At 37.5% G+C, this 25,590-nt stretch carries 24 protein-coding genes and 3 pseudogenes; 19 read left to right on the top strand and 8 right to left on the bottom strand.

All coding sequences use genetic code 11. From position 1 onward, the window contains the following. Positions 1–756: 756 nt before the first annotated feature. Positions 757–979: pseudogene (locus tag ACFILY_RS03975) on the top strand (Arm DNA-binding domain-containing protein); the annotation flags it as partial. 1,159 nt (positions 980–2,138) lie between these two features. On the opposite strand, the gene ACFILY_RS03970 reads toward ACFILY_RS03975, so the two are convergent. The 7 genes and pseudogenes from ACFILY_RS03970 to ACFILY_RS03940 form a co-directional block, all read right to left on the bottom strand. After that, positions 2,139–4,127 (bottom strand): MacB family efflux pump subunit, encoded by a 1,989-nt coding sequence (locus ACFILY_RS03970; RefSeq protein WP_273790526.1) that lies wholly within the window; start codon positions 4,125–4,127, stop codon positions 2,139–2,141. 3 nt (positions 4,128–4,130) lie between these two features. Continuing rightward, on the bottom strand, positions 4,131–5,357 hold the full coding sequence (locus tag ACFILY_RS03965; protein ID WP_273790527.1) for an efflux RND transporter periplasmic adaptor subunit: 1,227 nt from the start codon (positions 5,355–5,357) through the stop codon (positions 4,131–4,133). Beyond that, the gene (locus ACFILY_RS03960) at positions 5,354–6,835 is read right to left on the bottom strand and encodes an efflux transporter outer membrane subunit (protein WP_273790528.1); all 1,482 of its coding nucleotides are present in this window, start codon (positions 6,833–6,835) and stop codon (positions 5,354–5,356) included. The genes ACFILY_RS03965 and ACFILY_RS03960 overlap by 4 nt, the downstream gene beginning before the upstream one ends. A gap of 61 nt (positions 6,836–6,896) precedes the next feature. Next, positions 6,897–7,712, bottom strand: a complete 816-nt coding sequence (locus ACFILY_RS03955) for an exodeoxyribonuclease III (protein WP_273790529.1) — start codon at positions 7,710–7,712, stop codon at positions 6,897–6,899. A 33-nt stretch (positions 7,713–7,745) separates the two neighbouring features. Beyond that, positions 7,746–8,354 carry an outer-membrane lipoprotein carrier protein LolA gene (locus tag ACFILY_RS03950; RefSeq protein WP_273790530.1) on the bottom strand — a complete coding sequence of 203 codons (609 nt, stop codon included), beginning with the start codon at positions 8,352–8,354 and terminating at the stop codon, positions 7,746–7,748. 121 nt (positions 8,355–8,475) lie between these two features. Then, a pseudogene (locus tag ACFILY_RS03945) lies at positions 8,476–8,734 on the bottom strand (DNA translocase FtsK); the annotation flags it as partial. Positions 8,735–9,456: 722 nt separating this feature from the next. Continuing rightward, positions 9,457–11,898 carry a DNA translocase FtsK 4TM domain-containing protein gene (locus tag ACFILY_RS03940; protein ID WP_375637554.1) on the bottom strand — a complete coding sequence of 814 codons (2,442 nt, stop codon included), beginning with the start codon at positions 11,896–11,898 and terminating at the stop codon, positions 9,457–9,459. Between the two features lie 737 nt (positions 11,899–12,635). Between ACFILY_RS03940 and ACFILY_RS03935 the strand changes: the two genes are divergently transcribed. Further along, the gene (locus tag ACFILY_RS03935; RefSeq protein ID WP_375637553.1) at positions 12,636–13,913 is read left to right on the top strand and encodes a ubiquinone biosynthesis hydroxylase; all 1,278 of its coding nucleotides are present in this window, start codon (positions 12,636–12,638) and stop codon (positions 13,911–13,913) included. Between the two features lie 1,570 nt (positions 13,914–15,483). On the opposite strand, the gene ACFILY_RS03930 is transcribed toward ACFILY_RS03935, so the two are convergent. Next, entirely contained in the window at positions 15,484–15,771 is a 288-nt protein-coding gene (locus tag ACFILY_RS03930; protein ID WP_015857007.1) for an H-NS family nucleoid-associated regulatory protein, read from the bottom strand. A gap of 128 nt (positions 15,772–15,899) precedes the next feature. Between ACFILY_RS03930 and ACFILY_RS03925 the strand changes: the two genes are divergently transcribed. From ACFILY_RS03925 to ACFILY_RS03845, 17 genes and pseudogenes are all read left to right on the top strand, one after another. Further along, positions 15,900–16,514 (top strand): hypothetical protein, encoded by a 615-nt coding sequence (locus tag ACFILY_RS03925; RefSeq protein ID WP_375637552.1) that lies wholly within the window; start codon positions 15,900–15,902, stop codon positions 16,512–16,514. Further along, the gene (locus tag ACFILY_RS03920; protein ID WP_375637551.1) at positions 16,514–17,143 is read left to right on the top strand and encodes a TrwN protein; all 630 of its coding nucleotides are present in this window, start codon (positions 16,514–16,516) and stop codon (positions 17,141–17,143) included. The genes ACFILY_RS03925 and ACFILY_RS03920 overlap by 1 nt, the downstream gene beginning before the upstream one ends. 117 nt (positions 17,144–17,260) lie before the next feature. Beyond that, positions 17,261–17,560 (top strand): KorA family transcriptional regulator, encoded by a 300-nt coding sequence (gene korA / locus ACFILY_RS03915; RefSeq protein ID WP_015857010.1) that lies wholly within the window; start codon positions 17,261–17,263, stop codon positions 17,558–17,560. Beyond that, positions 17,523–17,840 carry a VirB2 family type IV secretion system major pilin TrwL gene (gene trwL, locus ACFILY_RS03910; protein WP_375637550.1) on the top strand — a complete coding sequence of 106 codons (318 nt, stop codon included), beginning with the start codon at positions 17,523–17,525 and terminating at the stop codon, positions 17,838–17,840. The genes korA and trwL (ACFILY_RS03910) overlap by 38 nt, the downstream gene beginning before the upstream one ends. A gap of 137 nt (positions 17,841–17,977) precedes the next feature. Beyond that, on the top strand, positions 17,978–18,292 hold the full coding sequence (gene trwL, locus ACFILY_RS03905) for a VirB2 family type IV secretion system major pilin TrwL (RefSeq protein WP_375637549.1): 315 nt from the start codon (positions 17,978–17,980) through the stop codon (positions 18,290–18,292). Between the two features lie 139 nt (positions 18,293–18,431). After that, complete coding sequence (trwL, locus tag ACFILY_RS03900; RefSeq protein WP_375637548.1) at positions 18,432–18,752, top strand: VirB2 family type IV secretion system major pilin TrwL; 321 nt, start codon at positions 18,432–18,434, stop codon at positions 18,750–18,752. Positions 18,753–18,828: 76 nt separating this feature from the next. Continuing rightward, positions 18,829–19,143, top strand: a complete 315-nt coding sequence (gene trwL, locus ACFILY_RS03895) for a VirB2 family type IV secretion system major pilin TrwL (RefSeq protein WP_375637547.1) — start codon at positions 18,829–18,831, stop codon at positions 19,141–19,143. Between the two features lie 75 nt (positions 19,144–19,218). Beyond that, a complete protein-coding gene (trwL, locus tag ACFILY_RS03890) occupies positions 19,219–19,539 on the top strand; it encodes a VirB2 family type IV secretion system major pilin TrwL (RefSeq protein WP_375637546.1) in 321 nt (106 codons plus the stop codon). A 123-nt stretch (positions 19,540–19,662) separates the two neighbouring features. Then, positions 19,663–19,971 carry a VirB2 family type IV secretion system major pilin TrwL gene (gene trwL, locus ACFILY_RS03885; RefSeq protein ID WP_375637545.1) on the top strand — a complete coding sequence of 103 codons (309 nt, stop codon included), beginning with the start codon at positions 19,663–19,665 and terminating at the stop codon, positions 19,969–19,971. 123 nt (positions 19,972–20,094) lie between these two features. Then, entirely contained in the window at positions 20,095–20,406 is a 312-nt protein-coding gene (trwL, locus tag ACFILY_RS03880) for a VirB2 family type IV secretion system major pilin TrwL (RefSeq protein ID WP_375637544.1), read from the top strand. 119 nt (positions 20,407–20,525) lie between these two features. Continuing rightward, entirely contained in the window at positions 20,526–20,840 is a 315-nt protein-coding gene (gene trwL / locus ACFILY_RS03875) for a VirB2 family type IV secretion system major pilin TrwL (protein ID WP_375637543.1), read from the top strand. A gap of 58 nt (positions 20,841–20,898) precedes the next feature. Then, complete coding sequence (gene trwL, locus ACFILY_RS03870; RefSeq protein ID WP_375637542.1) at positions 20,899–21,213, top strand: VirB2 family type IV secretion system major pilin TrwL; 315 nt, start codon at positions 20,899–20,901, stop codon at positions 21,211–21,213. A gap of 125 nt (positions 21,214–21,338) precedes the next feature. After that, entirely contained in the window at positions 21,339–21,647 is a 309-nt protein-coding gene (locus ACFILY_RS03865; protein WP_375637541.1) for a conjugal transfer protein, read from the top strand. 12 nt (positions 21,648–21,659) lie between these two features. Further along, positions 21,660–21,968 (top strand): type IV secretion system protein VirB3, encoded by a 309-nt coding sequence (locus tag ACFILY_RS03860; RefSeq protein ID WP_375613868.1) that lies wholly within the window; start codon positions 21,660–21,662, stop codon positions 21,966–21,968. A 2-nt stretch (positions 21,969–21,970) separates the two neighbouring features. Further along, positions 21,971–24,442 (top strand): VirB4 family type IV secretion/conjugal transfer ATPase, encoded by a 2,472-nt coding sequence (locus ACFILY_RS03855; protein WP_375637540.1) that lies wholly within the window; start codon positions 21,971–21,973, stop codon positions 24,440–24,442. Beyond that, positions 24,439–25,197: a type IV secretion system protein gene (locus tag ACFILY_RS03850; RefSeq protein ID WP_375637539.1), complete on the top strand. Its 759-nt coding sequence runs from the start codon at positions 24,439–24,441 to the stop codon at positions 25,195–25,197. Before ACFILY_RS03855 ends, ACFILY_RS03850 begins: the two co-directional genes overlap by 4 nt. 190 nt (positions 25,198–25,387) lie before the next feature. Next, positions 25,388–25,590 (top strand): annotated as a pseudogene (locus tag ACFILY_RS03845) (trwi protein); the annotation flags it as partial.

Raw genomic sequence — 25,590 nt, 5'->3', positions numbered from 1 at the left:
AAAATTTATGATACTTAGATTTCTCATTCAACAGAGAGAATGTTAAACTATCATTATAAGTCAATATATTAGTAACAATCTCTTATTCTAAAAAGCATCTTCTTAAGAGCATTTTAGATCACAGATAGGAATAAGCTCAAAACGCACACAGCTACAAATACCCCACGTTTTTTATCGCAATCTTTTTTGAAATCATTTTGCTCTCTAAGATCACTTTTTGTCTGGTTTCCTCCCAGAAAAAGAACGAAAATTTTTAAACTCTATTGATCTGTAAACAATAATAACTCAGCTTCTTGTCTAACGCGTTCCACCTGCTCACTTCAATATCAGAACACCTCAAAAGACAGATTTCATAAGAATTGTGATTTCCTCTCAACATCTCAAAGGACGATGATTCCTATCAGCAACGATTTGTAAACAGTTCACTTTCTCTGGACAGGTTCCTCTCAGCTTCCCCATTTATATGGTTTACTCACATAAAGCTCGACAAGAAAACCCCTGCCTGAGAATATTCATCACTGCCGCTAAAGCTCATGCGTCATAATTTTAACGACCTCACTGCCTAAGGTGCTTTATTACATACAACATATTGATTTATAATGAAATTTTATTACGCTACAACTTGAATGAGAGCTCTCAATATCATCAGATTCTCTCATTTCAAATCTGTTTATGTTGAATCAACTAAAACCACTTACTTGCACATCACAAGCGGGATGAGTGTGTGGATAAAAACTGTACAAGAAATGACTAAAAATGGCTCTTATGAACCGTCTTAATGCAAGGTCTATCGCAACACCCACGAGCTGGCAAATATAATGATGGTGCCGGCTTGTTACTTCATAAGCGTAAAGATGGAGGTGCTCAATGGATTTACCGTTGTACCATTCACGAGCGCCGTCGTGAAATGGGATTGGGTGCCTTAAGAGATGTCTCTTTAAAACAAGCCCGTGAATGTGCAAACCAATGGCGCTCTGTATCGGACTTGTAGCAGGAGGGAGAATAACCACCATACCAACTAGACATACCATTGCTCATCACTAGCGCCATTATGTTCTTTAGCAGCATAACTGCAGCTTGGTATTACGATGTTCTCTTACTTCATCTCACACCTGCTGAATATGAGCTTATTCTTTTTCAATAAATGAAAGCCCTTTTCATTGATACATCATTCAAAATAAGAAGCTATCCGCCTCTCAAACTTTTTGTCTTCCTCACCAAAACCATTAAATCAAACCCGCATTTCACGGTATTAATTCTTAAGATCACGCCCCCCTACCGAGTATCTGACGGCATCCTTACCCTAGAAACTCAAATGGCTTGTTTATCCTTCAGCTCCAAAATCATGAGATAAGGCAGAAAAAAGCGATGCCTTAAACAAAATATTCTAAAGAAAGCTAAGTTACTCGCATAAAGGAACAGAAAATGGCTGTGTCTTAGGTCACATTTTAAAACTTGAGCACGATCATAATTTATTTGCATAAACCTAAACACCTATAATTTGCACCACCCTCTGCAAAACCAAAAGTGAGAAATACTCATAACCTCTTTTCCGAAAATCTTAAAAATACTAAACGAAACCTCTTAAACTTCTCAGCTATCTCGATACCAGTTCATTTTTTTGGAAGAATGGAAGTTTAAGCTGTTTTTGGCATCAACCTTCTTTTTTGTTCTTTTGTTTGTTAGCAGATATACTATTCACTTCCCCGCCTCTTTTTAAATTAAATCTTAAGAATCGTCGCGCAATCTATTTCATTTGTTCTCCTCTTCATATCTCAGAAGACGAAGATTTTTAACAAAATTCAGTCTGCAAGCAATCTCATTCTAACGGGTTCCATTTAACTTCTCCTTAACAGGATTTACTTCCATAAGACTCGACAAGAAAGATTTAAAAATATTCATTATGCATTCTCAAAACATTCAATGCCTCAAGAAGGCTTATATGCCTATCATATCTCACATGATGTGGTGTGCTATAAGAAACGTTCACCTCTAGTGGTATGCTCCACTTAATAAACAAAGCGTTTTCTAAAATAGAGCAGCAAATAATGCCAAACTTTTCCCATTCATGTTTCGCTTCATAAACGCTTCATCCAAGTGGAAAGCATCACGAACAAACATGACCCAATTGATAAAGCTTAATCGCGTGAAAGAGCGACAACAGGGTCAAGCCGTGAAGCTTGCCGCGCTGGAGAAAAGCCAAAACATATTCCAATGAGTGTTGAAAAAGTAAGAGACATAATGATCGATTCAATAGTATAAACCAAATGGATAGGCGCCTTAAACAGAAGAAATAAGCCACCGATAGAAAGCCCAAGCAAGATCCCCAAACCACCACCAATCACACAAACCAAAATCGCTTCAATGAGAAATTGCTGTAAAATATCACTTTGCCGTGCACCAACTGCCATACGCACGCCGATTTCATTGATCCGCTCAGAAACAGTGACCAACATAATATTCATCACCCCAATACCCCCCACAATCAGGGAAATAGCTGCAATTGAAGAAATTAAAAGTGTTAAAATATTTGTACTCTCCATAACACGTTCACGGAAGAATTCAGAATTTCTAATGAAAAAGTCCTCCCCGCCATGCCGCATAATGAGAAAACGTTTTATCATGGTCTCCGCTAAATGTGAATCAATATCATCAGCAATTCTAACAGTAATTGCACGAACTTCTGTTGTGCCAAGAAAACGTGTCTGCACTGTTGTATAGGGCAAATAAAGCTGTAACGTATTTGATGTATCTCCACTTGCATTATTTTGCGAATCAACAACACCAATAATACGCGCTGGAACATTCCCCACATGCACCACCTTTCCAAGGGGGCTTTCATAGCTATGGGGAAAAAGAACAGACAATGCTTCTTTCTCGATCACGAGATCAACCGCCCGATCATGGACACTTTTTTGATCAAAAAACTGTCCTTTGAAAACTTTGAGCCCCTGTGTCTGAAAAAATTGTTCTCCCACCCCCGCAATGACGGCATTGACTTCAACTGCACCAAAACGCACTTTCGAGCTTGCTGAAATCTGTGGTGTTACACCAGAAACATAAGGTAATCCAGACAAGGCTTCTGCATCAGCTTCAACCAAACTGGTTATTTTTTCTGCTTGTGGATCAGAAAAACTTTTACCAGGAAAAATGGTTAATGTATTAGTACCCAAACTTTTAAAATTTTCCAGAATTTTCTCTCGTGTACCATTCCCTAAAGCCACCATAGCAATAATCGCCCCAATACCGATAATCACCCCAAGCATTGTTAGAAAAGTCCGCATACGATGTGCATTCATTGCCAACAGAGCCATCACAAACGCCTCACGGAATCGCTCAAAAAAAGAACGAAAAAAGCCCAGTTTTTGTTGGCCTTTTAGATTTTGTTGTTCCTGAAGAGATTTTCTACCAACTTTTGTTTTTGCAACCCTTGACCGCTTATCAGCAATAATTTCCCCATCACTGATTTCGATAATACGCTCTGCTCTTTCAGCCACCTGCATATCATGGGTTACAATGATAATAGTACGCCCTTCTTGATGAAGTTCATCCAAAATATGCAATACTTCTTGCCCACTCTTTTTGTCCAATGCACCAGTTGGTTCATCTGCAAGAATGACCTCCGCATTATTCATGAGCGCCCGAGCAATAGAAACACGTTGTTGCTGACCACCGGAAAGCTGATTTGGACGATGATTTATCCGATCACCCATGCCCAAACGCGTTAAAAGATCCTGTGCACGCTTTTTTCTTGCTTCCACGGCACATCCCGCATAAATAGCCGGAATTTCAACATTACCAAGAGCTGTCAATTCATTCAACAAATGGTAGCGCTGAAAAATAAAACCAAAATGATTACGTCGTAAAGCCGACAATTCATCCGCAGAAAGAGAAGCTGTTTCTTTACCAGAGATCCAATAACGGCCAGAAGTTGGACGATCAAGACAGCCTAAAATATTCATCAAGGTAGATTTACCTGAACCGGAAGCACCTACAATTGCCACCATTTCACCACGTTTAATGGTAAGATTGATGTTTTTCAAAACGGTAACAAACGTTTCGCCCGCAGGAAATTTGCGCACAATATTTTCCAAGACGAAGACAGCATCTGCTTGATTTGTGCTCATGCTTTAACTCTCGTCTTCGCTATGCATGTTAGAAGACTCTGGCATCACTCCATCAGACGAACTGGTGATGACGACATCACCCTCGTTAAGTCCTGAAATAATCTCCGCCATAACCTTATTATTCAACCCAACACTCACCTGTTTAGTAACCACCTTATTTTCCCCCACCAAAACAGAAACCCATGCTTTACGCTCTCTTGTCTCATCGCGTAAAGCATCACTTGGAACCAACAAGACATTCTGCGCGCGCCCTAAGATAATATGAACTTGAGCAGTCATATAGGTTCGCAAAAAATTGTCCGCATTATCAACATGTAGAATTCCATTGTAATAGATAGCCGATGATATTAAAGCACTAGAACCACTCACCATACCAGGATTAATACTCACATCAGCACGAATTGCTTCAGGAGCCGGCTCTACTTTTTCTAAAACGCCTTCATAACGACGCTGTGAATTACCTAAAACTGTAAAATAAAGTGGTTGTCCAGCTCGGACTTTAAGAATATCTGCTTCTGAGATTTGCGCCTTGATCGTCATCTTTGATAAATCACCCAAAATAACAATTGTTGGCGCCGACTGAACCGCATTCACATTCTGCCCTTCTTCCACAACTGTTGCCAAAACCGTTCCCGCTGAAGGGGCAGTGATGCGTGTATAACCTAAATTAACCTCTGCACTCTCCACATCAATTTGTGCTTGCACAATCTGCTGACGAAGTTGTTCAATTTGCGCCTCGCGTATTTTCACCTGTGTCGCAGCCTCATCGAGGTTCGCCCGTGAAATCGCACGTGTTTCGATCATTTTTTTCTGACGCTCTAAATTTTTCTGTGCAAGAGAAAGATAGGCTTCTTGTTCTACCAAATTCGCATAATAATGTGATAATGCCGCTTTTTTTCTTTTTAAATCATTTTCCTGATCTGTAGGATCAATTTCTGCCAAGAGATCGCCTTCTTTCACAACACTCCCAGGGGAAACACGCATTGACACCACACGCCCTGTTGCACGCGCACCAACAGCCACCAACCGGTAAGGACGTACAAGACCAGAAGCTAAAACACTTTCCTCAATATCCCCACGCTTCACCACCGCTGTTATATAAGTTGGAGTAGATGTTCCAAAAAAAACAGAACGTAACCATAACAACAAGAGAATGAGAAATATAGCAGTTAAAAAGAAGGAAAGTTTTTTATGTTTTGTAATGAAATTTTTGAGTAAGTTTTTTTTCATTTCCCTACCTTTGCACGCGAACGAGGTGCATTATCAACGACTTCTGGACGCGATACATCAACAACGCCATCCCAGCCTCCCCCCAATGCTTTCATCAACGTGATATATTGCGTAACCAAAGAAACACGGCTATCTTTAAGCGCCATTTGTGCAGAATAATAAGAGCGATCAGCATTTAACAATTCAAGAAAACTAGTATTTCCATTCTCAAAAAGGCTCCGTGAAAGTTTTAAGGAATGAAGAGAAGCTTTATTCGCAACGATTAGCTTTTCTAAGCGTTGATGTTCCTTCGTTAATCTTACAAGCGCATTTTCTACATCTTCTAAAGCTTCCAACACAGCAGCTCGATAAGTAATAAAAGCTTGATCACGCTGCGCGCGCGCTACCGCAATAGAAGCCTCGACCTGACCTCCATTAAAAAGAGGAAAACGAAGACCAGGTCCAAAAGACCAGCCAATCGTTGAATTTTTCCATAATTGATCAATTGCCGTTGCTGCTGTTGAAATATTACCTGTTAAAGTAAGTGATGGATAACGATCTGCTTCACGTTGACCAATCCGTGCTGTCGCTTGCGCATATTGACGCTCTGCCCGTCGTAAATCCGGACGTGTTAACAAAATATCAGCTGGAATTCCTGCTGGTATCGGCCAGCGTGGTTGTGGAATCTTTGCATGCTTAGCATTTTTTTGTAAAAGATCCTTCAATGCCGTAGGCACACGACCAGTTAAGACAGAGAGGCGATGAACGCTCATTGCTACATTCGCTTCCATCTGTGATATATCTGCCTCTGTATTTGCCATTTGCGCTTGCGCATTTGAAACATCAAGCTCAGAGACATCACCAGCTGTTAATCTAGCGCGCATCAGTTCATAAGTTTTACGTTGTGAGACAGCAATTTGCCGCACAATAAACAACTTTTGTTGCCAACCACGCATTTGCACATAATTTGTTGCCACATCTCCTAGTAATGTCACCATGGTAGCACGCATATCTTCCACAGCCGCATCAAGGCCATAACGCGCTGCTTCAACCGCACGTTTATGCCCACCAAAAAAATCCAGCTCCCAGCTTGCATCAAAACCACTACTATACTGGTTTAACAATGCATCAGACTGTCCAGAACGACTACGGGTTCCTGAAATTGAATTGGACACATTTGGCAAAAGAGTTCCCACAACCTGCCCTAAACCTGCACGCGCCTCACGTACCCGAGCTTTGGCAACAGCAACATTATTATTTCCAGAAATAGCATAATCCATTAACGCATCTAGAACAGGGTCATTCAAATGCCGCCACCATCCGGCAAGCGCAACGGACTGCCCTGCAGTCTGTGCAGATTTTTCTCCCCAAACTGCTGGAACACGAAAAGATGTTTTCTGGTAATTAGGACCAACCATACATCCTGACAAAAGCAAACACAACAAGACACTAGAAAATAATCCACGAGAAGCGCCCCATTTGAGATTTCTGATATACATCCAGTCTCCCGCATTCTTTCAGAATCATTATTTAATATTAATACTTTATTTACCTCTTATTTCAAACTTGACGTGAAAAATCAAATACAGTTTGCACAGGAATATGATCTGAAGGACGTTCCCATCCGCGCGCATCACGAAAAATAGAAAGATCTACAACAAAAGGTGCTAAATCTTGAGAAGACCAAACATGATCAAGCCGCCGCCCATAATCGGTAAATGCCCAATCGCGAGCACGATAACTCCACCATGTATAAAGCTTGGTAGGAACAGGAATATGCAACCGCATCAGATCAACCCATCCACCTTGACAACACAAATCCTGTAAACGCTCGGTTTCAATAGGAGTATGGCTTACAACCTTCAACAATTGCTGATGAGACCAAACATCCTCTGCCAAAGGAGCAATATTTAAATCTCCCACCAAAAGAGAAGAAAGACCATCGCCGTGATCCGCACGAATGGAAGACATTTCTTCTAAAAAATCAAGCTTATGACGAAATTTTTCATTCACATCAGCATCAGGGATATCTCCCCCAGCAGGAACATAAAAATTATGAATCCGCAAGCTTCTCCCATGGGCTTCCACAATAACTGAGATATACCGGCAATCTTGGTTTTGACAAAAAAAACGTTTTTCTACCTTTTTAAAAGGCAAACGAGAAACAATAGCCACCCCGTTATAAGATTTTTGTCCACTCAATGCGATATGCTTATAACCCGCTGCTTCAAAAGCCTCCACTGGAAATAAAGCATCTGGACATTTTGTTTCCTGTAGACACAAAACATCTGCGGAAAAGAGTTCCAAATACTGAAAAACCTGTGCAAGACGCAAACGAATAGAATTAATATTCCAAGTCGCAATACGAAAGAACATTTGTTTTAATCCAAATAACGTAACACTCTTTCTTCATTTCTTCGAAGGAAGCGTGAACATCCCATTAGCGAACCGGACGTCTGTCCGCACATTCATAACCTGCACAGTAGTTTCCAAATTTTGTTGGTCAACAATTGTCCACTGCCGCAAAGCAGAGCCTTTAGAATCAAAAACCATCCTTATTTGCCCTGCCCCAATCGTTTTATCACGCAGAACAATCGTCACAGCCCCTGGATCTTCGCGAAATGCCAACAAGCGCCCAGAAGATACATCAATTTTATCATCCAACAAAAACTTCATTGGCGTTTGCGAAAGTTGTGAAAAGTTCCAAGTATTCAAAGCCCGATTGTTAATACCCACAAATTGGCCATCTGCAATAATTTGTAAAGGCATTTTTTTGTAAATGAAACGAATTTTCCCTGGACGCTCTAAATAAAATGTCCCCTGAGACATTTTTCCCTTTGGACTAAACTGAATAAAATCACCTGTCATTGTTTTGATTGCCGCAAAGTGATTCACAACATTTTGCGCCTTTATCACTTTATTAGATACTTGCGAAAAAACAGGAAAAGTTAAACACCAAAAGATAATAATTCCCACCAACCCAAAGATTCTTCTTTGCGGTAAAAAAGACGTTTTCATAAAAAAAGCTCCCAAGCAATACTTAATTAACTTTATAATTCATAACTTAAGTGATCAACGACGAATAAATACCTATCTTTATAAGATAAAGATATTGTTTGAAAAAAATATCAAAAGATTTTCAAGAGTATTCTTCTTCGACAGTCTCCAAAACTTTTTGCTTACCCATATCATTTACTGGACTCATGATGCCTTCTTCTTCCATCCTTTCAATCAATGTTGTAGCACAGTTATAACCAATGCCTAAACGACATTGAATATAAGAAGTCGAAGCCTTACGATCACGAAGCACAATAGCAACAGCTTGACAATAGGAATCATCTGCTAAAGAAACATCCCTCTTTATTTCTTGCGATCTCTTTCGGTATCGTTTCCAAATAACCAGTCTGCGTTTATGTTTCCGAAATCATCAAATTTTCCTGCTTTTCTGCTGATTTTCTAAACGCATAATATATTCTTTCCCACCCCTAATCTATGAAGCAACATAAATTATAGTCAATACATAATGGATTAAGGACTAAACATATTACTCGCGAACCTGAAAGCTCTTTTAAGTGTCAAAAATGCTTTTTTGACTTCCTTCCCACCCAAAAGAATAAAAATCTTCATCCGAACCACTCTGTAAACAGTTTGGAGTTTAGCAAATTTCACTTAGCTTCCCACCCCATATAATTCATTTATATTAAGACTCGACAGATCAGCCTTGCCCTAAATATTTAGAGCGCACTTAAAAAGACACTTAAATACCAAACCTTACATGCTTTTACCCCCTCTACACTCGCAATGACATTATTTTATACCAAGATATTGATTTATAATAATTTATCTTTTTAACTTAAATCATAACGCCAAAGACAATAAGATTCTCTCATCACATACTCTCTCATATTGAATCAATTCAAATCATTTGCTTGCACGTTACAAGCAAGGTTGGTGTATGGATAAAAGTTATATAAGATAAAGAATCCCCTTATAAGGAGTCTCAAGTACCAAGGAGCTATCGCAAATTGAGAGCTGGTATATGAAAATGCAGACTTTCTACGATACAATAGGATAAACACTTGTTTTACAAGGTATTATAAAAAACAACTATAAATATTTTTCAAAAGCGTTCTTCTTCAGCCGGCACTAAAATTTCTCGTTTCCCTGCGTGATTTGCTGGACTAATAATACCTTCTTCTTCCATCCTCTCAATCAATGTCGCAGCGCGGTTATAACCAATGCCTAAACGGCGTTGAATATAAGAGGTTGAAGCCTTACGATCACGAAGCACAATAGCAACAGCTTGACTATAGGGATCATCTTCTGAAGGAGAAGACAAAGAAACATCAGCACCATCCTCTTCAACTTCTTGCGTAATTGTTTCTAAATAATCAGGTCGTGCTTGCTCTTTGAGATGCGCAACAACCTGCTCCACTTCATCATCCGCAACAAAAGGCCCATGCACACGCTGAATACGTCCTCCTCCCATCATAAAGAGCATATCTCCTTGTCCCAATAATTGCTCGGCCCCCTGTTCGCCTAAAATTGTTCGGCTATCAATTTTTGAACTCACAGAAAAAGAAATGCGTGTAGGAAAATTGGCTTTGATCGTCCCGGTAATAACATCGACGGAAGGACGCTGTGTCGCCATAATTACATGGATACCGGCAGCACGTGCCATTTGTGCTAAACGTTGAACCGCTCCTTCAATATCTTTCCCAGCAACCATCATCAAATCAGCCATTTCATCAATAATGACAACAATATAGGGCATAGAACTAAAATCAAGTGTTTCCGTTTCATAAAGAGGCTCACCGGTCTCGCGATCAAATCCAACTTGAATTGTCCGCACCATTGTCTCTCCCTGACTTGCAGCTTCCCTAAGACGTGCATTAAACCCATCAATATTACGAACGCCTAGTTTTGACATTTTACTATAGCGCTCTTCCATTTCACGAACAGCCCACTTTAAAGCAATCACGGCTTTTTTAGGATCTGTCACCACGGGTGTTAATAAATGGGGAATGCCATCATAAACCGAAAGCTCAAGCATTTTCGGGTCCACCATAATGAGACGACATTGTTCAGGTGTCATACGATAAAGCAATGATAAAATCATTGTATTGATAGCAACAGACTTTCCTGATCCTGTTGTACCAGCAACCAAAAGATGGGGCATTTTTGCTAAATCTGCAACAACAGCTTCTCCTCCGATTGTCTTACCCAAAGCAAGTCCCAGCTTTGCTTTGCTGTCAATAAATTCTTGCGCCTGCAACATTTCTCGTAAATAAACCATCTCACGCTTTGCATTAGGCAATTCTATTCCAATAACATTACGTCCTGGAACCACCGCAACACGCGCCGAAATCGCACGCATCGAGCGTGCAATATCATCTGCCAAACCAATGATACGGGAAGACTTAATACCTGCAGCCGGTTCAAATTCATACAAAGTTACTACCGGTCCAGGACAAGCATCTATAATTTTTCCTTTGACCCCAAAATCTAACAAAACCCCTTCAAGTTCCTGAGAATTTGCTCTTAAAACAGCAGGAGAAAGTTTTGCATCCCTAACAGACGGTGGTGGAACCGAAAGATAATCTACAAGAGGAAGAACAAAACCACCATTTGAAGAAGCTGTTAAAGACTTTCGATTTTTAACAGGAGAAACATAGGCTTTATTTTGATTTTTCTCACACTTTACTTTTTCACCCAAAAAAGTTGGCTCAATCCGATCAAATGGCTTTCCTTGCCCTTTACTCTGAAAACGCCTTTTGAAACAGAATAAACGAAAAAAACGCGCTTGTAAAAAATAAAAAAGATGCAAAAGAGCGCCACAAGTTGTCGCAAAAAAACCATGATTTTCATGATCCTCCTCTGCGGCATATTCCGTATCTTCTTCCAACTCAAAGACTGGATTAACGATTTCGTCTTTTGGAATGCTTTTTTCTTTTCTTTTCTTTGTTCGACGCCGCCATATCACATTACCAGCAAAAGCAGCGGTGAAAAAACCTAAAAGAATAAAAACAACACTGAAAAACACCGTGTAAGGAGGAGAAAGAAAAAGAGGAAAGACTGAAGAAGCAACACTTAAAACTTTATCTCCTAAAACCCCTCCCAATCCCATTGGCAATGGCCAATAAGTAAAAGAAGCAACAGGTGACATAAGGGCAAAAGCAATTAAAAAACAAATCGTTGATAGCACCCATAAAAAAAAGCGCAAAGTCAAATTGTAGATATTCTTTTGCGCCAACAAGAGAAAAGACCAAAATAACGGTGGCAACAAAACAGAAAGACTTGCCAAGCCAAAAAACTGCATAATAAAATCTGAAAAAATTGCCCCCATCCACCCCATAAGGTTTGTAACCTCATTTGTACTTGCATGGGTTAAAGATGGATCCGCAGCATTCCACGTCGCCAAAGCAAACACACAAAAAATAATAAAGCCCAAAAGCCCAAGCCCAATAAATACCCCTATCTGACGTAAAAACATCTCAATAAGACGCGAACCTTGAGAATTTCGCACTTCTAATGAATCATAAGGAGAAGAACTTCGGTGCATCTATCAATTCCAAATACAAAAATTTCATATTTTAAAGAGTTATAACTCCCTCTCTCTCTTAAAAAAGCATGAAGCTTAAACTCTGTGCCGATTTGTAAACAAATAGCCTGTAAACAATCCGACTTCTTATCTAGCGCGTTCTACCTTCTAACCACTTCATATCATTCATATACCACCACCCTAAGAGACAATCCTTCATAAGGCGCACAAAAAGCTCTCCCTGAATATTTATCAAACGATCAACCAAAAAACACCTCATGTGTAAAGTGTTACATGGGTGCTATAGGCACCTTCCTAAACAGATGATGTTTTTTACGCTACATCATGATAACGGCAAAATATGAATACTGTTTTAACCATCACGAATGACCACAATTTTTTATCTACCATACTAACGAAATGTCCCCCTTCAGGACAGGTATACTGAAGTAACTCACACAACTTAAAAAATACACGACATCTTTGTTTATTTTTAGTTTTCTTTTTTATCAACCAAGTGTAAAAAGAATTGAAGATGATATTCAAAAAAAAGCTTATCCGATAAATCTGTAAAATGAATCACATAAATGATTAAGCAGAAAAACTCTGAAAAACCAATCTGTCATCAGATTGGCACTAAAAAGGAACCTCATTTTTATAAAAAGAGAGAGAGAAAAGTAAAAGTTAAGTTATTTTAGGCAATGTAAAAAGATATTCTTTTTAAAAGAAAGCAAACTGTAAACAATGGAAGAAGTATTGTGTGTTCTAATCGCAATAAAGACGTACAACCCAATAAAAAAATTAAATCTCATAAAACTAAACAATGTGATCTGCTCATTGCCGGAGGGGCAGCTGTCGGTTTAACCTTAGCGATAGCACTCAAGCAAACAGCCCCTAATCTGAAAATAAAAATCGTTGATGCTGCTCCACAAGGAGATCCCCCTGCTTCTAACATACGAACCATTGCCCTTGCTGCTGCTTCTATTCGTATGTTAAAACAATTACAATGTTGGGAACCTATAAAACCCTATACGCAACCCATTCATTCAATGATCATCACAGATGCAAGCACTAGTGATCCTGTCAAACCCACCCTTTTAACCTTTGAAGGCGACATTACCCCCGGTGAGCCCTTTGCTGCTATGGTAGAGCATAGAGAACTCATCAACACTCTAAAAAAACGTGTCAAAGATCTCAATATCCCTGTTATTACAAACACGCGTGTCATTGATTTTCATCAAGAACACCAACATACAACCGTCACTTTAAATAATGAAGAGGTTTGGCAAACAAAATTGCTTATTGCAGCTGACGGAGCCCATTCGAAATTACGCCAAAAAGCTGGTCTGAAAAATTTTTCTCATCCCTATAAACAAACAGCAATCATCTGCACAGTTGAACATGAAAAACCCCATAATGGTCAAGCAATTCAACATTTTTTACCTGCCGGTCCTTTTGCTCTTCTCCCTCTCAAAGGCAACCGATCCGCCATTGTGTGGAATGAAGATCATAAAACTGCGCAATATTATCTCAAAGCTGATGCACTTATTTTTGAAACAGAACTCGAAAGACGCATTGGCCATCGGTTAGGCAAACTCTCTTGGGATGGCGAACGTCAAGCTTTTCCTTTGAGTCTTTCTTTAACACGTCAATGCGTTAAACCACGTTTTGCTCTCGTTGGCGATGCCGCCCATACCATCCACCCCATTGCAGGACAAGGACTCAATTTAGGATTACGCGATAGCGCTGCCCTCGCTGAAGTGATTATTGAAACAGCACGACTAGGTCTTGACATTGGCTCCCTCACGGCTTTAGAGCGCTATCAAAGCTGGAGACGTTTTGAAATTGTCCGTATGGCTTTAAGCAATGATTGGCTTAATAAACTCTTTTCTAATGATAGCCTTCTTTTACGGATGCTCCGCGATACCGGCCTTGGAATCATTAATCAAGCACCAAAAATAAAAAAATACTTCATTCAAGAAGCTGCCGGACTCACTCCAAATGCCCCACGTCTTCTACACGGCTTCCCACTTTAAGAAAAAATTCATACTATTTTACAACCTTTCCCTTCCTCCTTCAAAGAACAAAAAATTCCTATCTCATCCAATCTGTTTACAAACCGGATTCCTGTCGAGTAATTTTTCTTGACTTCCTCCTCCCATATTTCACTCAACATAAGACTCGACAAGCAAGCTACATTATGAGAATATTCACTACGCACTGAAAAAAACGTTTAATGTCTCAAAGAGGTTGTTGCTTTATATCACCACACTTTAAAAGAAGCCATTTCACGGCATAATAAAGTAAACAAGACTTTTTAGCACACAACACTTTTATTTATAATAATAAGTTCATTGTTCTCATATTGAGTGAGAAATCTAAAGATCATAAAATACCCTTATTTCAAATCTCTCTACATGTTGAAGCAATCAAAATCATTCGCTTGCACATCACAAGCGAAAGTGTCGTATAAATAAAAACAATTAAACAAAGCGACAAAAGCCTCCCTCTCTCAAGAACTAAGGACTTTAGCAATATTGGAGGCGAGTAAAGTGTATAAGGACGCCGGCTTATACTTTTTATTGAAGTAAAAATGGTGGTGTACAATGAATTTTATATGATCATAGGGGCTTTTACGTTATACTATTCACGAGAAGCGCCATAAAATAAGCTTAGTTGCATTGAAAAATTTTTCTTTTAAAAAAGCGCGTAAATTAGAAACACAAATGCATTCCGTTTGGGGCATTCTGTTTCTCAGACAAACCCTTTAACTTATTGTGGAATACCACACAATTTTAGAAAAAATATTCCGATATATAACAAAGTGTTCCGCACTCTATACCATCACACACAATTGTAAACCTGCATACCCCCCCTATTTCACACCATAAAAGAAGATAAACCGCAATAGAAATGATCCAATCCTTTTATTTTCAAATACACTCTTTATTCATTATTCATAAACGCTCATAAATGAATTTTAATCACAAACGCTCAGAAATATGTCATAAATTCTATAAACCCCATAACAGCCATAGAAATTTTCCATTTTCTACACACTCACTCATCTCAACTAACGATAAATAAAGTAAATTCCTCATATATAATCTTACAGAAAAAAGCCCAAACAAAATCTATAACATCAGGCTTGTTCTACAGAACAGTATTTCAAAAATATAAGTATGCTAATTTATTAACATATTAATTGATAAAATTATCATTTTACATATTGAGTTAAAATCCCTATGCAATAAATTATTCTCATTTCGACCATTTTTGTAAATAATCAATAAAACTCTTTATTTACATAGACTAAAAAGAGCAACGTTAATGAAACGATAAAAAGAAGTAAAATACCCCCCTCTCTCAAATGCCAAAAGCAATTACAATATTTCAACCTGGCATCATCATTATGCTTGCCAGATTATGACAACAAGACCTTTTGCATTTAAATAAATTTGTTCACGCTCCCTATTGTCGTATTTGGTAACTCAATACTTTAATATATTTGTTCAGTATGTTTATACAATCAAATTACCCAAAAGAGCATACTTCTTGCATTTACATTCCTTAGTATTCCCTTATCTTGTAAATATCGCACACGTGTTACGTTACTTCGAGTTCATCAAGTGTATACCCATTCTCCAACCACTCTTTAATCCACTTAGGTCTACGTCCACGCCCATTCCATAATTCCCATTGGTTATTGGGATTTCTATAATGGCGCTCTTTGCTCACAAGATCAGCGATATCAATTCCATGGGCATTAGCAATTTCAAGAATTTTTCGTCGCGCATTTTGCTTTTCCTTTGCTTGCCGTTTTTTTAATTCCACATCGATTTGTGTACGCATCTCTTGTAGTTCATCAAAATTCATATTCTTGAGATCATTCACCTTAATTACTCCCCTTGCAAAAAAGAATTTCTTTTTGCCATATTTTAAACACAATTATAGACAATTTCTGTCCATTTATTATCGAAATTAAAATTACGATACATATATCACTTTGACGGAGATGTGCTTTGAGCCACAAAGAACTGTTTATTGGTATATCAACTACCACCACTGCATCTTTTTTCAGTTCAATTACTGGAACTACTAAATGCAGTGCTCAAACACCATCACACCTCTCTGACTCTCATGAATCAGTAGTCAAAAGTAAATATAAATCGTCACTCTATAAATTATGGCAATACGCAACAAAGAACAAGCCCTCTCTGTATAATGATAGTGTAGTTCATTATAACAGTAAAACCTCCCCTTACACACAATGGCTTTTTACTTCGTATAAATTTTTTTTGAAAAGATTTTTGCAACTAGAGAATTATATAAAACAAGCAGCTTCAATACAGTATCAAAGATTATTATTTTTTAAAAGCAGCGCCTTTTTTCGTGATTCCAATAATATTGGTTGGCGTAATGTGCTCTGTTTTATTCAACACTTTTATCTCGTTGGTTGGATATTCGCATATATTAGAAATCTTCTTAGAAGAGAACAAAGCAATAATCACAAGGAATATTCTAAGCTAAACAATCTCATTCTGCAAATTTATAAAATCAAAAGACAACGAGAAAAAGCACCACAAAGAATTAGCATTTGTATTAATAAAATTCTTCGTAATAAGGTGTATTGCTAATGATTGTTCCAGATTTCACATTTTTTGCTGCTGCATACATATCCAATACGCCCCCCATAGCATTTTCAGTTGTTGCCGAACAAGAAGCGCGGGACAATGTCTATGTAACAGATGATAAAGATAACTTGTTCTATCAATCATCTCAGCTTAAGGAAACAATCGCAACAGCTGAACAGAGTGAACATAATTTTAACATAATTTTAGGGCAAATTGGTGTTGGAAATGTGAAATTGTTTTCTCTTTTTGATGCATTTGATTTTTGCAGAAATCTTACAGCTGCACAAAGCGCTTTAACTTACTGCTATGAACAAACAACATCAAAGTGCGTCTTTGAAAAAGCGACTTTACAGTCTGTGCTGAATTTTTACAATACAGAAAACTCAAGCCACACCCGTATGCAAAAAGTTACTTCATATATTGGAGTAAAAGCTGCTGTACGAGGAAATGAAGACTTGCAGGAGCCTGTAAAACTTAAAAAAGAAGAACCAGAACAGACAACTAAAGTAGATTCTCTTCCTCTCTCTTCAAAAGGAGAAGAAGATGCATTTACACATAAAGAAAGTAGCGCCCGCGATGCTTTTTCAGCTGAAGATTTTTCTTCATCGAGAAGATCGCAGAGTGAGGACTGATATTTTCACGAAACTCCAGAAATTTGATAGGATATTATAATGAAGGGTAGATAAGAAAATGTTAAAGCTCTAATTAGTAAGATTGAACAAAATCTCTTCTAATTGAGGGCAAAGATAATGAAAATGATAGAACAAAACAGCGTTGATATAGCATTTAGTCAAAAAGCAGCACGTGAGATTACAGTCGTGATGCTTTCAGAAAGAGAATGGTATTTCACGTTTATTTCCGACGATCCAATCACCGGAAAGCCAAATAAATATACGTTACTTACACAAAGAGGAAAACTAAGAACTTGGGCTGATCCAAAATATCTTTTTAAGTTTCTTCATGAACGAGGGGTCATTTGTGGGAGTTTTAATCTTAATCAGGATAAAGAACATGAAACAATTAAATATTCTTCACACAACAGCTCGTAATAAAATTGCTGCATTTTCTGCAGCTTTAACCGTATTTTTTATTACCAATCCCGCATATACCCAAGCAGCAGGTTTAGAGCATGCAAAAAAGGCTTTAGGTCTGCTTCAAACAGATTTAAAAACGATTATCCCTATCGCCGCTGCCGTGATACTTTTGTGCTTAGCAATTGGTTATGCAGGGCGCTATATCGGAAAAGATACATTTGTACGATGGGCAATTGGTGTCGTTATCGCTGGTTCAGCAGCTGAACTTGCTAACTTGTTATTTAAAAACTCCTGATAAATCTTATTAAGCACGAAATATTTATATCAAAAAAAAAGAAACTTAGCTTTCTGTGTTTTTATTTAGTGAAATAATAAACTATATCAAAAAAGAGATTATTTATGTCAACTGTAATCTAAATTGGAATAAACAATATGAAACAATTAAAAACTCTTCAAACAATAATTTGGAATAAAGCTACAAAAACCTCTGCAGCTTTAACTGTATTTTTTATGGCCAATCCTGTGTTAGCCCAAGCAGTAGTTTTACAGCCTGCAAACAAAGCTTTAACTGAACTCCAAAAAGACTTGAAGACGATTATCCCTATCGCCGCTGCTGTTATACTTTTGTGCTTAGCAATTGGTTATGCAGGGCGCTACATCGGAAAAGACACATTTGTACGGTGGGCAATTGGTGTCGTTATCGCTGGTTCAGCAGCTGAACTTGCTGGTTTATTATTTACAAAATGATAATCTTTTGAAACATGAAATGCTTCTTTCATAAAAAAGAAATTTAGGTTTCAGTGCTTTTATTGCACATCAATAAAATTATTCCTTATTTCATGGAAAAACTACTTACGTCAAATACAATTTGATAAGGTTGAATAATATGAGAAAATTAATAAATTTTCAATTGAAAGATAATAATAAAATTACGGCAATCTCTGCAGCTTTAACTGTATTTTTTATGAACAATCCCGTATGGGCTCAAGCAGCACAAGGTTTGAAAAACGCAGATACAGCTTTAAAAGCGCTCCAAAAAGACTTGAAAGATATTATCCCCATTGCTGCTGCTGTGATACTTTTGTGCTTAGCAATTGGTTATGCAGGGCGCTACATCGGAAAAGATACATTCGTACGGTGGGCAATTGGTGTTGTTATCGCTGGTTCAGCAGCTGAACTTGCAAATATGTTATTCATAAAAGTGTAATGAGAATGACTATTAAAGTCATGCTGTATAAAATATCTTTTTATTCTAAAGAAAAATCTAAATTGAGATAAACAATATGAAACAATCAAATACCCTTCAAACAATAACTAGAAATAAAACTACTAAAATCTCTGCAGCTTTAACTGTATTTTTTATGAGCAATCCTGTGTGTGTTCAAGCAAAATTAACAAATGCAAAAACTGCTTTAGAGACACTCCAAACAGACTTGAAAGTGATTATCCCTCTTGCTGCTGCCGTTATACTTTTATGCTTAGCAATTGGTTATGCAGGACGCTACATCGGAAAAGATACATTCGTACGGTGGGCAATTGGTGTTGTTATCGCTGGTTCAGCAGCTGAACTTGCAAATATGTTATTCATAAAAGTGTAATGAGAATGACTATTAAAGTCATGCAGTATAAAATTTCTTTTTATTCGAAAGAGAAACTAAATTGAGATAAACAATATGAAACAATCGAAAATTCTTCAAACAATAATTCGGAATAAAGCTACTAAAACCTCTGCAGCTTTAACTGTGTTTTTTATGGCCAATCCTGTGTATGCTCAAGTAACATTAACAAATGCAAAAACTGCTTTAGAGTCTTTACGGGACGACCTTATTAAAAACATTATCCCTATTGCTGCTGCCGTTATCCTCTTGTGCTTAGCAATTGGTTATGCAGGGCGCTACATCGGAAAGGATACATTTGTACGCTGGGCAATTGGTGTTGTTATCGCTGGTTCAGCAACCCAACTTGCTACAATGCTATTTACAGGTAAACCATGAATAAGTATAATACAAAATGTTTTTAACATAAAAGTTCATTCAGTAATTATTAACATGGCAAAATGCTATTCCATTTATAATAGTAAATACAAAGTATTCATAAGAATTTAATAAGGGTAAAATATGCGAAAACCAATTAATCTCCAATCAAAAAATAATAAGAAAATCACCATACTTTCTGCAGCTATGACCGCATTTTTTGTAACAAATCCTGCATGTGCAGCGTTAAATAATGCTAAAACAGCTTTAGAAAATCTCAAAACAGATCTTACTACCAATATTATTCCTATTGCTGCTGCTGTTATACTATTATGCTTAGCAATTGGTTATGCAGGACGCTATATCGGAAAAGACACATTTGTACGGTGGGCAATCGGTGTTGTTATCGCTGGCTCAGCAACCCAACTTGCTACAATGTTATTTAAACAATGAATAAATATAACACAAAGTGTTTTAAAGGTAAAAGTTCATCCAGTAATTATTAACATGGCAAAATGCTATTCCATTTATAATAGTAAATACAAAGCATTCATAAGAACTTAATGAGAGTAAAATATGCAAAAACTAATTAATCTCCAATCAAAAAATAATAAGAAAATCGCTACACTTTCTGCAGCTATAGCTGCATTTTTTATAACACATCCTGCATATGCAGCAATAGATAATGCTAAAAACGCTTTAAATGCTCTGAAAACAGATCTTATTGATAATATTATTCCTGTTGCTGCTGCTCTTATACTTTTGTGCTTAGCAATTGGTTATGCGGGACGCTACATTGAAAGAGATACATTTATACGGTGGGCAATCGGTGTTGTCATCGCTGGCTCAGCAAGCCAACTTGCTACAATGCTATTTACAGGTAAATAAATATAATACAAAATGTTTTTAAAATAAAAATTCATCTAATAATTATTAACATATCAAAATGTTATTCCGTTTATAATAGTAAATATAAAGCATTTATAAGAATTTAATAAGAGTGAAATATGCAAAAACTAATCAACCTTCAATCAAAAAATAACAACAGAGTCATTGCGATTTCTGCGACTATAGTTGCATTTTTTATAACGCATCCCGCATATGCAGCAATAGATAATGCTAAAAACGCTTTAAATGCTCTGAAAAACGATCTTACTAGCAATATTATCCCTATTGCTGCTGCCGTTATCCTCTTGTGCTTAGCAATTGGTTACGCAGGGCGCTACATTGAAAGGGATACATTTATACGATGGGCCGTCGGCGTTGTCATCGCTGGCTCAGCAAGCCAACTTGCTACAATGCTATTTACAGGTAATCCATAAGTAATTATAATACAAAACGTTTTTAATGTAAAAACTCATCTAATAATAAGAGTAAAATATGCAAAAACTAATCAACCTTCAATCAAAAAATAACAACAGAGTCATTGCGATTTCTGCGACTATAACTGCGTTTTTTATAACGTATCCTGCATATGCAGCAATAGATAATGCTAAAAACGCTTTAGAAGCTCTGAAAAACGATCTTATTGGTAATATTATTCCTGTTGCTGCTGCTCTTATACTTTTGTGCTTAGCAATTGGTTATGCGGGACGCTACATTGAAAGAGATACATTTATACGGTGGGCAATCGGTGTTGTCATCGCTGGCTCAGCAAGCCAACTTGCTAAAATGCTATTTACAGGTCAAGCATAAATTAGTATAATACGTAATGTTTTTAATGTTCGTCGATTATAGATTTGCACCAGTAATAATGTCGCTCATACTACGAAAAAAGGAATATTATTTATAGCAACTTTAATTAAAAGGGGATAAAAGATATGAAACAATTAAATACGCTTCAATCAAAAATATGTAAGATTAGTGCTATTTTTATCACTTCGATTATGTTATTAATAACTCAATCTGCATATGCTCAGACGGAAACAAAGAGTTTAGATGTTTTCATAGGGATGCAATATGGATTAAGTATAATTATTCCTATCGTTGCTGCTATCATTCTTTTATTACTTTTGCTTATTTATATATTTCGCATCATCGCAAGAGCTACATTTATGCGATGGGCATTCAGTGTCATTATTGCTGGTGCAGCTTTTTATATTAGCCACATATTATTTCACCTCCAGTGACGAGGACATTCCATGAAATCGCAAGAAAAAAAAGAATTCCCCCTATTCAAGGGAGCAACACGTGTTCCAACGATATGGGGTGTCCCCATGATGCCATTTATCGTTATGGTTATGGGGGTCGCTGTTATTGCCATGACAGTAAGTATCTTTTTATGGATTATAGCACCTCCATTATGGTTCATTATGGTGCAAATTACTAAAAACGATGATAAAGCGTTTCGTATTTGGTGGTTATGGATCGATACTAAGTTTCGCAATCGTAACAAAGGTTTTTGGGGCGCATCAAGTTATAGTCCCTCTGATTATAGTAAAAGGAGATAAACATGACAGCTGTTGAAAGCAGCAAACGCCTTGCATCAGAGACACCTGTAAGCCTGTTTCTGCCTTATTCACATCATATTACAGATACGATTATTTCTACTAAAAATGCGGAATATTTGTCAATTTGGAAAATTGATGGGCGTTCGCATCAAAGCGCTTCAGAAGAAGATATTTTTCAATGGATAAAAGAGCTTAACAATACTCTACGGGGTCTTGCATCAGCCAATTTATCATTTTGGACGCATATTGTGCGCCGTCGTGTTTATGAATATCCCGATTCAACATTTGATCAAATGTTTTGCTATCAACTTGATGAAAAATATCGACAAAGCTTTACTGGTTATAATTTGATGGTCAATGATTTATATCTGACTGTTATTTTTCAACCGATAGCGGATAAAATTATGTCGTTCTTTTCTAAACATGAACGTGAAACGCTTGATCAAAAAAAGATGCGACAAGACACATGTATCAAAGAACTCAATGACATCAACCGTACTTTAGGCCAATCTTTAAACCGTTACGGTGCAGAACTTCTTGGTGCTTATGAAAAAAATGGGCATGTTTATTCTTCTGCACTTGAATTCCTTGGAATGCTTGTCAATGGTGAATATCGCCCTATGCCAATTTGCCATGATCGTTTTTCCGACTATATGTCTATCAATCGACCTTTTTTCTCAAAATGGGGTGCTCTTGGTGAACTGCGAACAACCAGTGGAATGCGTCGATTTGGAATGCTGGAAATTAAAGAATATGATGCAACAACCAAACCAGGACAATTAAATGTTTTGTTGGAAAGTGACTTCGAGTTCGTATTGACGCAGAGCTTTTCAGTACTCTCTCGACATGCTGCTAAAGACTATTTACAACGGCATCAGCGTAATCTTATTGATGCACGAGATGTAGCAACGAGCCAAATTGAACAAATTGACGAAGCACTAAACCAGCTTATCAGTGGGCATTTTGTCATGGGAGAACATCACTGCACATTGACTATCTATGGTGATACAATTCAACAAGTACGCGACCATATGGCCAAAGCGAGTGCAGCATTACTAGACGTTGCGGTACTGCCCAAACCTGTAGACTTAGCGATAGAAGCTGGCTATTGGGCGCAACTTCCTGGCAATTGGAAATGGAGACCACGTCCTGCTCCGATTACATCATTGAACTTTTTATCATTTTCATCTTTTCATAATTTTATGTCAGGAAAACCCACTGGCAACCCATGGGGACCAGCTGTCACAATTCTTAAAACAACCAGTAAAACACCGCTTTATTTCAATTTTCATGCCTCCAAACTTGAAGAGGACTCGACAGATAAACGTTTACTTGGTAATACCGCACTTATCGGACAATCTGGTTCCGGTAAAACCGTGTTACTCGGCTTTTTGTTAGCACAAGCACAAAAATTTAAGCCGACAACTGTTGTTTTTGATAAAGATCGTGGCATGGAAATTGCCATTCGGGCGATGGGTGGAAAATATTTAACATTCAAGCCAGGCAGGAGAAGTGGTTTCAATCCTTTCCAACTCCCCCCCACACAAGAAAATCTTATTTTTCTGAAACAATTTGTTAAAAAATTGGCAGAAGCTGGTGGTGAGGTCACGCATCACGACGAGGAAGAAATTAACAAAGCGGTTATGTCTGTTATGAGCAGTAACATTGACCAATCACTCCGTCGTTTGTCCTTTCTGGTACAATTTTTACCAAATCCGCGTTTAAGTGATTATAATGCTCATCCTTCTGTTCATGCTCGCTTACTAAAATGGTGTGAAGGTGGTGATTATGGATGGTTATTTGATAATCCCCATGATGCTCTTGATCTCTCAACACATCAAATTTACGGCTTTGATATCACGGAATTTTTAGATAATTTTGAAACTCGCACTCCAGTGATGATGTATTTGCTTTACCGCACAGAAGGCATGATTAGCGGACAGCGATTTATGTATATCTTTGATGAGTTTTGGAAGCCTTTGCAAGATCCGTACTTTGAAGATTTAGCAAAAAATAAACAAAAGACTATCCGTAAACAAAATGGTATTTTTGTTTATGCAACACAAGAGCCTAGCGATGCCTTGGAAAGTAATATTGCCAAAACACTCATTCAACAGTGTGCAACTTACATTTTTCTAGCCAACCCCAAAGCAAACTATGAAGATTATACAAAAGGCTTTAAACTAACAGATACCGAATTTGAACTCGTTAAAGGACTTGGTGAGTTTAGTCGCCAATTCCTCATTAAGCAGGGTGATCAATCTGCGCTTGCAGAACTGAATCTTGGTAAATTCCATCTGACACGCGATGGAAGAACCATCGAACACGACTTTAGTGACGAGCTCTTGGTGTTATCAGGTACACCTGATAACGCAGAATTAGCCGAAAGCATTATCGCGGAAGTCGGTGATGATCCAGCAATATGGTTGCCAATTTTCTTACAGCACGCAAAAAATGACAGGAGGGAAACATGAAAAAAAAGGTCATTTCAATAGTAGTTGTAATAACTTTAGGGATTTCAAACCCAGCAATGGCCTGGGTTTTTGGCGCTGGAGCAGCGGATTTGTCTGCATCAATTCCAACGACGTGGCCCAATTTTTTTGGGAGTTCAAAAACATCAAAGAAAACACCTCCACAACAAAAGAAAGCGCCACCTGATGCCCAACTTCTCGATATGCTAAAAAAACAACTTGAGGAAACAAAAAAGATACACGAATCTATAACGGGAAACCAAAAGTTCGACACTAAAAAACTTAAAAGTGCACAAACAGATCACAGCAGTTTTTTTCTCAAAAATCCAGAAACGCTCTACAATAGAAATGAATCTTCAGCGCTATCTACATCACTTAAAAAGATTTTAAAAGAAGAAGAAATTCCTATTTCTATCCATGAATCTAGCAGTTTTATCAACGATCGTATTCAATATGCAGCCATCACTGATAAAGCCGTAAGTTTAAAGACTTTTGAAGAAGCAAACTATCGTTTTCAGCAAATTGAAGAACTATTAAATGAAATCAAGACAACAAAAGATCTAAAAAGTATTGCTGAGTTACAAGCATATATAATTGGAATGCTCGCTAAGCTACAAAATGAAACAGCAAAACTACAAATGGTCGCACATTTACGCAACGCTGAACATGCACTTATCAAACAGCAGAAGGACAAACATAACATAAAAATTTTAAATAGTAAAAACACGAAAATGCCTACCATAAGATTTATTAGATAAAGCTTTTTGTAACAATATTTCGTTGTATTATTTTTCTTGTATGCTCGTAAAAAGCAAAAGTTAATGCATAATATTCAGTTATCTCTCATAAACTGAAAAGGTCTACGAAATTTAATTCCATCCTAAAAAAATCAACGAAAAATGCTTAAAAATCATATAAAAAGTTGAAAATTCGTTAAAGAGGAATTCCATGGACTTTACAGTGTTCACGCAACTTTTCAATAAAATTGATCAGATAACAAAAACATATGTCACGGATATTTCCTCAAAAACAATAGCTACAATTACACCCTTTGTTTCAATCGGTATCACAATTGCTTTCATCATCTATGGTTGGCTCATCATTCGGGGCGCTATAGATATGCCTCTCTCCGGATTTGTAAATCGTTTCCT

The sequence above is a fragment of the Bartonella sp. CL25QHWL genome (assembly GCF_042195335.1).
Lineage (GTDB): Bacteria > Pseudomonadota > Alphaproteobacteria > Rhizobiales > Rhizobiaceae > Bartonella.
This window is presented reverse-complemented; position numbering and strand designations above follow the sequence as displayed.

Coding starts and splice junctions, on each gene's coding strand:
- ACFILY_RS03970 (WP_273790526.1), bottom strand. CDS start 4,127: ATGAGCACAAATCAAGCAGATGCTGTCTTCGTCTTGGAAAATATTGTG.
- ACFILY_RS03965 (WP_273790527.1), bottom strand. CDS start 5,357: ATGAAAAAAAACTTACTCAAAAATTTCATTACAAAACATAAAAAACTT.
- ACFILY_RS03960 (WP_273790528.1), bottom strand. CDS start 6,835: ATGTATATCAGAAATCTCAAATGGGGCGCTTCTCGTGGATTATTTTCT.
- ACFILY_RS03955 (WP_273790529.1), bottom strand. CDS start 7,712: ATGTTCTTTCGTATTGCGACTTGGAATATTAATTCTATTCGTTTGCGT.
- ACFILY_RS03950 (WP_273790530.1), bottom strand. CDS start 8,354: ATGAAAACGTCTTTTTTACCGCAAAGAAGAATCTTTGGGTTGGTGGGA.
- ACFILY_RS03940 (WP_375637554.1), bottom strand. CDS start 11,898: ATGCACCGAAGTTCTTCTCCTTATGATTCATTAGAAGTGCGAAATTCT.
- ACFILY_RS03920 (WP_375637551.1), top strand. CDS start 16,514: ATGATTGTTCCAGATTTCACATTTTTTGCTGCTGCATACATATCCAAT.
- korA (WP_015857010.1), top strand. CDS start 17,261: ATGAAAATGATAGAACAAAACAGCGTTGATATAGCATTTAGTCAAAAA.
- trwL (WP_375637550.1), top strand. CDS start 17,523: ATGAAACAATTAAATATTCTTCACACAACAGCTCGTAATAAAATTGCT.
- trwL (WP_375637549.1), top strand. CDS start 17,978: ATGAAACAATTAAAAACTCTTCAAACAATAATTTGGAATAAAGCTACA.
- trwL (WP_375637548.1), top strand. CDS start 18,432: ATGAGAAAATTAATAAATTTTCAATTGAAAGATAATAATAAAATTACG.
- trwL (WP_375637547.1), top strand. CDS start 18,829: ATGAAACAATCAAATACCCTTCAAACAATAACTAGAAATAAAACTACT.
- trwL (WP_375637546.1), top strand. CDS start 19,219: ATGAAACAATCGAAAATTCTTCAAACAATAATTCGGAATAAAGCTACT.
- trwL (WP_375637545.1), top strand. CDS start 19,663: ATGCGAAAACCAATTAATCTCCAATCAAAAAATAATAAGAAAATCACC.
- trwL (WP_375637544.1), top strand. CDS start 20,095: ATGCAAAAACTAATTAATCTCCAATCAAAAAATAATAAGAAAATCGCT.
- trwL (WP_375637543.1), top strand. CDS start 20,526: ATGCAAAAACTAATCAACCTTCAATCAAAAAATAACAACAGAGTCATT.
- trwL (WP_375637542.1), top strand. CDS start 20,899: ATGCAAAAACTAATCAACCTTCAATCAAAAAATAACAACAGAGTCATT.
- ACFILY_RS03865 (WP_375637541.1), top strand. CDS start 21,339: ATGAAACAATTAAATACGCTTCAATCAAAAATATGTAAGATTAGTGCT.
- ACFILY_RS03860 (WP_375613868.1), top strand. CDS start 21,660: ATGAAATCGCAAGAAAAAAAAGAATTCCCCCTATTCAAGGGAGCAACA.
- ACFILY_RS03855 (WP_375637540.1), top strand. CDS start 21,971: ATGACAGCTGTTGAAAGCAGCAAACGCCTTGCATCAGAGACACCTGTA.
- ACFILY_RS03850 (WP_375637539.1), top strand. CDS start 24,439: ATGAAAAAAAAGGTCATTTCAATAGTAGTTGTAATAACTTTAGGGATT.